At 41.4% G+C, this 6126-nt stretch carries 3 protein-coding genes; all 3 read right to left on the bottom strand.

Annotated elements, in window-relative coordinates; all coding sequences use genetic code 11:
• Nucleotides 1-168 precede the first annotated feature (168 nt).
• Complete coding sequence (locus VIP81_RS07765; protein ID WP_331958097.1) at nt 169-1554, bottom strand: RagB/SusD family nutrient uptake outer membrane protein; 1386 nt, start codon at nt 1552-1554, stop codon at nt 169-171.
• 14 nt (nt 1555-1568) lie between these two features.
• Entirely contained in the window at nt 1569-4646 is a 3078-nt protein-coding gene (locus VIP81_RS07760; protein ID WP_331958095.1) for a TonB-dependent receptor, read from the bottom strand.
• Nucleotides 4647-4930: 284 nt separating this feature from the next.
• Complete coding sequence (locus VIP81_RS07755) at nt 4931-5623, bottom strand: zinc metallopeptidase (RefSeq protein ID WP_331958093.1); 693 nt, start codon at nt 5621-5623, stop codon at nt 4931-4933.
• Nucleotides 5624-6126: the final 503 nt, after the last annotated feature.

Here is a 6126-nt window from a genome sequence, read left to right as displayed (position 1 = left end):
GGCACTTTTTTCCGAGGTACCTTTGCAATCAATTGATTTTCAATAAAAAATTTGTATAAAAGTTATTAACAGAAAAAGAAAGGCTGTTAATATTATTAATTTTTATTTAATAAAAGCGGGCTTCCCGGTGATGGGAAGCCCGCTTCAGACCTATTATATTAAGAAAAATTAGTAGCCAGGATTCTGGGTGAGTTTGGTATTAACGTCGGTTTCACGTTGCGGGATCGGAAGAACCAGCATGTCATCTATATAAGTATAAGTACCCACATTTTTCTTCAGGCGTTTATATGTCCATAACTTATCACCTTCAAACAACAACTCTCTAATACGCTCAGCTACCACTATATCTGGGGTAACTGCTCCCAGCGTGCTTGCATTTGATCTTTCTCTTACCATATTCACATCATCCAATGGTTCTGCACCGATATTTGTTCCGGCACGCAAATTAGATTCTGCACGGGTGAGGTACATCTCTGCCAAACGTACTACAGGGATTACTTTATATTGATCCCTCCATTTACCTGTATAAAAACCATCATCCACCGCCAGTCCATAATTTTCATAGAAGAAAGTTCCACGGAAATCGGCCGGTTCATAGGCTGGTAAGCGAGTCAGGTCAATGATAATATCTCCCCTACCACCGTAAGGATCATATCCACCATAAAATGTCTGTATTCCGTTGTTCACGGTACCGGCATTACTCTGATTGGTTTGCTGAATAGCAAAAATATCCTCAGAAGAGTTTACCGCATTATTAAATGCCTTATCAAACGTTGAGGTCAGACCAAAAGCATCACTTTGAATTACTTCGTTTGCAGCCTCAGCAGCCTTGTTATAAAGACCTTCTGCCATATAAACCCTTGAAAGAATCGCAAAAGCAGCATATTTAGAAGCTCTTCCTCTGTCACCTTCTTCAGGAAGATTTGCTGCAGCGAATACCAAATCAGCTACTATCTGCTTGTGAACAGCATCTACTGTTGCTCTTGCCTGAAGTCCTTTAGGCAAGTCTTCTTGTGCAATAATAGGTTCCAGGATCAACGGTACTGCCAGATTAGTGGTAACAGCTCCAGCGGAGTAAGGCTTACCGAAAAGATTACATAGATTGAAATACATCAATCCCCTTATAAACCTGGCATCTGCTTCCATAGCCGTCTTATTTGCTGCAGAAACCAGATTAATATTTGCAATAACAATATTTACGTTGTTAATGGTCTTATATCCTCTCTGCCAGATACCCTCAGCAATAGAACTTGTTTTCAATTGCGATTTATCCTGGTATTGAGTGTAAGTAAAAAATGTTCCTACGAAAGATGATTCTCCTTCGTCAGACAATAAATCTGGGATTAATATAGCACGCTCACCGTAAGCATCATAATGCTGTAAATTGCTATAAGCACCCAGCAGCTCTGCGCGAACGTCGCTTTCGTTTTGTACCTGATCGGGAACAATGTATGATCCCGGTGCCACATCCAGTTTTTTATTGCAGGCAGGCAAACCTGCAACGGAAACCGCTAACAGGAAAGGAGCAATATATTTTTTATATGATTTCATCATTTACATGTTTAAGATTAAAATTTAACATTCAGTCCTACCGTGATCTGTTTAGCCTGTGGTATTGTATAGTAATCGATACCACCCGCAATATTGCCCAGTACATCTGAGTTTATTTCAGGATCACCAAAATACTTTGTTGTTGTCCACAAATTATAACCTGCTACATATACACGTAAACTTGAAATTTTCAATGTATTGATCGCGCTCTTGGGCAATGTATAGCCAAGTGTGAGTGATTTCAGGCGAATGTATGATCCATCATAAATCCAACGGCTATTAGCAGTAGAAGCACCACCATCGGCATAATAGAGAGATAAACGGGGAACATTGGTAATGTCACCAGGCTTCTGCCATCTCTTCAGCACATCTGTTAATTGGTTATCATAACCTCCCGCAAATCCATTATCCTGGTAAATAGCTGCACGGTTAAAAATACTATTCCCCTGTACAAAAGAGAAGAAAGCACTCAGGTCAAATCCATAGGCAGAGAAAGTATTTGTCATACCACCTGTCCAATCTGGATTGGATTTACCAACCACCATTCTTTGCGCTTTAGAAAAATCTGTATTCGGTTTACCATCACCATCGATATATAAAGCATCTCCTGTTTGTGGATCTACTCCAGCAAATTTGGCCATATAGAAAACACCGATAGGCTCTCCTTCTACTGCACGTTGTTCGCCCCCATCAGATTCAATGATCTGTCCTTTGATGTCTTTTACGCGGTTCTTATTATAAGAAACGTTCAGCGAGGTATTCCATTTGAAATTGCGGGAATTGATATTCACACTATTCAGCAAAATTTCCACGCCTTTGTTTTCCATGTGACCAATATTCAGGTACTGGAAATCATAACCGGTGGTATAAGGAAGGTTCGCCTGTAACAACAAATCTGACGTTTGCTTATTATAATAATCTACTTCACCACTCAAACGATTATCAAACAAACCGAATTCCAAACCAACGTCAAATTGCTTTGTTTTTTCCCATTTCAGATCCGGGTTACCCATTTGTCTTGGACGGTAACCTGGTAATTGCGGATAGGAAGTTGGTTCCAATAATGTTAAATACCTGTTCTCTCCGATTTCAGCATTACCAGTTGTACCATAGCTTACGCGGAGTTTCAGGAAATTCAGTGTTTTGTTGTCTTTCAGAAAATCTTCCTGAGAAGCTACCCAACCCAATGATGCCGCAGGGAATATACCATATCGGTTATTGGGACCAAAGCGTGAAGAGCCATCAGAACGTACGCTTAGGGAAGCCAGGTATTTATCTTTATAAGCATAGTTGGCCCTTCCAAAATAAGACAGGAAAGTATAGCGTTGAGCAGTAGAATTACCATAGGTAATAGAAGCTGCTGCCACCAGTTTTTTGATGATATCTGACGGGAACAGCTCTCCTGAAACCTGCGTGGTAGAGAAATCATTTTGCAGATAGCTCATACCGGCAGTAACACTCAGGTTATGATCTTCGCCCAACTTCGGCGTTAGTGTAAAGTAGTTATTCGTATTCAACGATACATTTTGCAGGTAGTTAGATGACGCTCCACCCTTACCGATAGCATCTGATGACTGTAAGCCTATGTACTGATCTTCTGTAAGGCTTGAAATATCTGCACCTAATTCTGAGCGGAATGACAGTATTGGCAGTATTTTATAATTCAGGAATACATTGCCTAAAGTACGGAAAGTAACCTGCTTGTTAGAGTTGAACTGTGCATCAAACAATCCGTTGGGATAAAGCGTCCTGTTGTTGATGGCACCAGTGGAGTCGCGTAACGGTGACAGTGGCGATTGTGCTACCAACTGGCTGGGCGTTGAAAAGGTGTTATCATTGCTTACACGATCCAGTTGAGAGCGGCTCACGTTCAAGTTCATACCAAAGGAAACCTTATCTGTAGCAGTGTGCTCCAAATTCAGACGGCCACCATAACGTACAAATTTGTTATTAACAACAATGGCTTCCTGGCTATTGTAAAAGCCCGAAACATAGAATTTGGTTTTCTCGTTACCACCAGTGGCAGATAAATCCAGCTGTTGTGAATGTGCAGGATTCCTAAACTGGGCTTTCTCCCAATCAGTGCTATAGCCAAGATTGTTAAAGTCCTTTCCTAAAGCCAACTGTGACATTCTACGATCCACTCTGGTTGTGAAATAAGCGATCGCCGCAACCTCTGTAGGAAATGGGGTGCCATCAGCAGTAAAGCTAGGGTCCTTTGTCTCAAAGGCAGTTCTACCATCATTTGCCGCTCTTTCATGCAGCAGTGCTACATAGTCTTTCGCATTCAGGAACCCTCTTTTGGTAGTTGGGTTTCCCCAGCCGGTACTGGCGTTCAGTTCAATTTTGGTTTTTTCACCTGATCTTCCTTTTTTAGTGGTAATCAGGATTACACCATTTGAACCACGGGCACCATATATAGCAGTGGCCGAAGCATCTTTCAATACATCGATAGATTCAATGTCATTTGGGTTAATATCCGCCATGGGGTTGGTTGGATCGTTATTTACATCCGTCTGGCTGAGTGAATTCACCGGCATACCATCCACTACATAAAGCGGCTGGCTATTCGCAGAAATAGAAGAGGTACCGCGTATACGCACTTTAATACCCTGTCCTACCTTACCGCTACCAGACTCAATTACCACACCCGGGGTTTTACCCTGGATAGCAGATTCGAAGCTGGCTACCGGCTGGTTTTCTATTTCTTTTGCAGAAATTTTACTTACCGACCCGGTCAGGTCACGCTTATTTTGGGTACCATAGCCCACTACCACCACCTCTGAGAGGTCTTTGTTACCTGTACTGAGTACTACGTTGATGCTTTGTTGGTTACCTACCGCTATTTCCTGATCACTGTAACCAACAAAGGAAAACACCAGGAATGCTCCTTTTTCAGGAACATCCAGCTTATAATTTCCGTCAGATGAAGTCACGGTTCCGGTCATTGTTCCTTTTACCTTCACGGTAACGCCAGGCAGGCCGCTACCATCTTTCTGGTCTGTAACCCTACCAGTAATTTGTCTTGACTGGGCAAATGTCAAGGTGCTGCATAGGAACAGCAACATGCCCACCATCGAGTAGAATCGCAACATGGTTCTTAGTTTAGATTTTGAATTATGAACAGCAGTTTGATAAAAATTTGGCTGATGAGGTACTTTTGGGCCTTATCATTAAGCAAAAACACAAGCAATGCACTCACAGTACATTAATCAACAAGCAATAACACTAAAATTGGCTGTATTCACATCCAGGATTTAAAAATATAAAAATATTTCCACTTTCTTAACAAAATGTTAAAGGAGCATTTACCACATGATAAAAATAAAAAGGGACGACCATGGTCATCCCTTCATCATATGAATATATTATATCTGTTCTAATTGTTCCTGTTTCTGGCTCCCATATAAATGAGAATATACTGAAACAGGGTTGCTACAGAAGCCAGCGCAGCGACCACGTACGTCATGGCGGCCCACCACAGTGCATTCTTCGCCTTATCATGTTCTTCGGTTCTCATTATCCGGCTGTTATCCAGCCAGGCGAGTGCCCTGCGGGAGGCATCAAATTCTACCGGCAGCGTTACGAGGGCAAATAAGGTAGTTATTCCAAAAAGGATAATACCCCCAAGGAGTAACTGCGGGAAGCTGTTTACAAGGAAGATACCGGCCAGCAATACCCATGAAACGATATTAGAGCTGAACTGTACCATTGGGACCAATTTGGACCGGAGACCAAGGAAAGGATAAGCGGCAGCGTGCTGAACAGCGTGTCCGCATTCGTGGGCTGCTACTGCAGCGGCGGCTACGTTGGCGCCGTTATACACGTCAGGACTGAGGTTAACGGTTTTGTCGGCCGGATTATAGTGATCGGACAGAAAGCCTTCCGTTTCCCGGACCTGAACGCCATATATTCCATTGTCTTTCAACATCTTATCTGCAATCTGCTTTCCGGTAAGACCGGAAGAGGTGGGTATTTGGCTGTAAGCCTGGAACTTACTCTTGAGTACGTAGCTTACCAGCATACTGATCCCCACAAAAATCAGCGATAAAAACATGATTCCAGGTGTCATATTATATAAAATTTGGTAAAAAGGAGGCGCAAATATCTCACCAGATCCCTCCTTTTAAGTTTTATTTAGCACTTGTCTGCCATCCCTTCCTTTTGTCTTAAAATTATAAATTTAACACTGTCATTTTGGCGCTAAAATTATTTTTTTTGCGAAAAAAGCGTCTGTTTGTCATTTAAAAAAATGTATATTATTACGTTTTTTTTATATGCAAAAATCATCAACATCAACCCTATTTATCAACATTTTACGAGGCCCCAATGAAAGTAATATTAGATAAAAACAACCCCTGAAACAAGCGATGGCAGCCACTTTGTTAGATCAGGCAAATAGCTCAAAAGTTATTCACATCAATTAAATAAACTTTTTTATTCTGAAGCCATTTTGTAATTTAGACCTGAATTTAATGGGTTAGTAAGTAGAAAGAGTCAGCGGAATCTTCCGTTTGGCTCTTTTCTCTTTTTATACCTTTTCTGCTCTCTTTTTATCACTTCTCTTTTTATCAT

It is taken from the genome of Chitinophaga sp., assembly GCF_036566945.1.
Classification (GTDB): Bacteria; Bacteroidota; Bacteroidia; order Chitinophagales; family Chitinophagaceae; genus Chitinophaga.
This window is presented reverse-complemented; position numbering and strand designations above follow the sequence as displayed.

Coding starts and splice junctions, on each gene's coding strand:
- VIP81_RS07765 (WP_331958097.1), bottom strand. CDS start 1,554: ATGATGAAATCATATAAAAAATATATTGCTCCTTTCCTGTTAGCGGTT.
- VIP81_RS07760 (WP_331958095.1), bottom strand. CDS start 4,646: ATGTTGCGATTCTACTCGATGGTGGGCATGTTGCTGTTCCTATGCAGC.
- VIP81_RS07755 (WP_331958093.1), bottom strand. CDS start 5,623: ATGACACCTGGAATCATGTTTTTATCGCTGATTTTTGTGGGGATCAGT.